This window comes from Flavobacterium croceum DSM 17960 (genome assembly GCF_002917885.1).
Classification (GTDB): domain Bacteria; phylum Bacteroidota; class Bacteroidia; order Flavobacteriales; family Flavobacteriaceae; genus Flavobacterium; species Flavobacterium croceum.
On the sequence record NZ_PQNY01000060.1, the window covers coordinates 1 to 2,768 of the forward strand.

Here is a 2,768-nt window from a genome sequence, read left to right on the forward strand (position 1 = left end):
ATACCTACAGTTTCAGGCGTAACAATAACCCAAGTAAAAGATATCGCCACAGGCACAATCCTTACACCTATTACCTATACAGGAGGACAATGGTATCAAATAAATGGTGCTAGTGGTTTAGCCTCCGGAAGCTACAAAGATTACCAAGTAACATTTACATATACAACTTGTTCTGCTACAAACATTGTAGTTGAAGGCGGTTGGAACTGTTCGGCATATCCAGCTACACCTACCGATTATATGTGCGGAAAATCTACGATTTCTGTAACGTTTACCCCTGCGGTGGCACAAGTAACCCTTGTAGCAGTAACCGAGCCTACTGCTTCGGTAAACCTATGTAGTTCGAGTTTGTATCAAGTACAAATAGGTTCTGCAGGGGCAGGAAACACAAAAAGTAATACAGCAAAAATTACATTACCAAATGGTGCTTTTATTACCTCAGGAACTCTACAAGCAGAATACCCTAGTGGTTCAGGAAGTTGGTCTGCTGTAAGCTCAACTACAGCGGGTAATGTAGTAACTGTAAATTTAGCATCACACCCTAATTACCCAAGTAGTAATGGAATACCTGGAGTATTACTCTCGAGTACTTCCACCGATAGATTTATGAATTTACGTTGGGAAATATCTACCAATTGCGATTTTTCTAGTGGTACTAGACCTGTAATTTCAACAGCCGCAAACAATGTATGTGGCGGTACAGCGAGTGGATCAAATATAGATTTAAGTTTAAAACCTATTAATATAACAGGAGCTAATGCACCTTATACTACATATAACACTGTTACCACACCGACACTAACTACTTGTACAACTACCAATAATACCGTTTCTTTCTCAACGATTATTCTAGATGGTACCACTACCAGTTCCGAAATCATTACAATTACCCTGCCACTAGGCGTAAGTTATACCACAGGAAGTTTTGCTTGTAGTTCTACATTATGCCCAACTTTAACGAGTGTAACTACCTTAGGCGATGGCAGACAGCAATTGCTGTTAAATATGCCAACAGGAGCTACGCATGGCGATAATCTAACGTACAGCATTAACGTAGGATTATCAGGTTTTACAGCAACTTGTGGGGCGAATACGATTGAGTTAAAATCTTATTCTAAATTTAATAGTACTATAACATGTCCTACTGTTCCATCAGGAACTTGTCCGTCTATTAATATTCTTACAGGTTCTAAAAATGCAACAATCACAATAACTAAACCAAGCTTTACACTAGCAATAAAAGGATATAGACAAAATGCAAGTCCGAATACCTATCAAATAGCATTAACTTTAACAAATAATAGTACTGTAAATCATCTTTCAGGAAATACATTAACTATAAATTACTATTGTTCAGATGCTAGCGGAAATCCTACAGGAGGCGTTATAGCAAGTTCTAATTTTAGTGCGAATATCAATGCCGGAGCCAATTATACACACAACACATCGTTTACTACAGCAACATGTAGTTATGCTAATGGTATCGTAGCTGTATTGTCGAATACAAGCAATTGTATTTGTAGCACTGCTTCGGTACGTTTAATACCGAGTTATTTAGATGCTATAAACGATACATTTACAGTAAATGGATGTACCGCAAATCCTAGTAACGTTACAAATGTACTAGCCAACGATTTATTGAAAGGAGTAACTCCTACAACCAGTAATGTAACTATTTCGTTTGTGAGTAGTTCTAATGCCAATATTGGTCTATCTGGAACGAATGTTACTGTAGCCTCAGGTACAGCACCGGGCGTTTACACCTTAACATACCAAATATGTGAGATAGAAAACCCAGCAAATTGTGATACAGCAGTAGCAACAATTACTGTAGCAGCAGCTCCTAGCGTTGTTATATCGAGTCCTACTACTACTTGTAATACTAGTATTGTATTTACCCTAACAGGAACAGCACCATGGACGGTTACTTACACAAATGGTACTACACCAGTAACACTATCTGGAATAGCTAGTTCTCCATACACCATTACAGTAAACCCAAGCAATACGACTACCTATACTCTTGTATCAGCATCTGACGCATATTGTAATGCACACAGCAGTGCTCTTACAGGTAGTGCTACGATATCGGGTACTAAAACATGGCTAGGCACCACAACCGCTTGGAACAATACCGCAAACTGGACAGGAGGTTCTTTACCTGCCGCTACAGACTGTGTTATTATTCCTACAACAGCAAATAATCCTATTGTATCAGGTTCAAGCTTTGTCGCTTATGCAGGTACACTTACCGTGCAGAATAATGCTACATTAGTGGTGAATAGTGGCAATACATTAGCTGTAACCAATTGGGTAAATGTAGCAACAACAGGAACTTTAACTCTAGAAGACAAAGCCTCTTTGGTGCAAGTAAACAATGTAGCCAATACAGGAAACATTATTTACAAGCGCAATACGTCTATTACACGTAATGATTATGTGTATTGGTCGTCGCCAGTAGCTTCATTTAATGTGAGTAGTATTACATCACCATTGGTATCAGGTCCTATATATATATGGAATCCTACAGTAAATAATCCTAATGGAGGGCAAGGAAATTGGAATGAATCTACAGGAGCAACAATGACCGTTGGAAAAGGCTATATTGTAAGAGGTCCGAACGCATTTAGCGCATCAACAGCTTCAACCCTTACAGGTATATTTACAGGTGTACCAAATAATGGTACTATAACCATACCTGTATCAAGAGGTACAGACACCAATACAGCTACCCATTACGGGACCAATGGTGCTTTGATTACCAATTA

The 2,768-nt window shown here is 38.7% G+C and carries 1 pseudogene; it reads left to right on the top strand.

The window, feature by feature from the left end:
- Positions 1 to 2,768: pseudogene (locus Q361_RS13805) on the top strand (hypothetical protein); the annotation flags it as partial.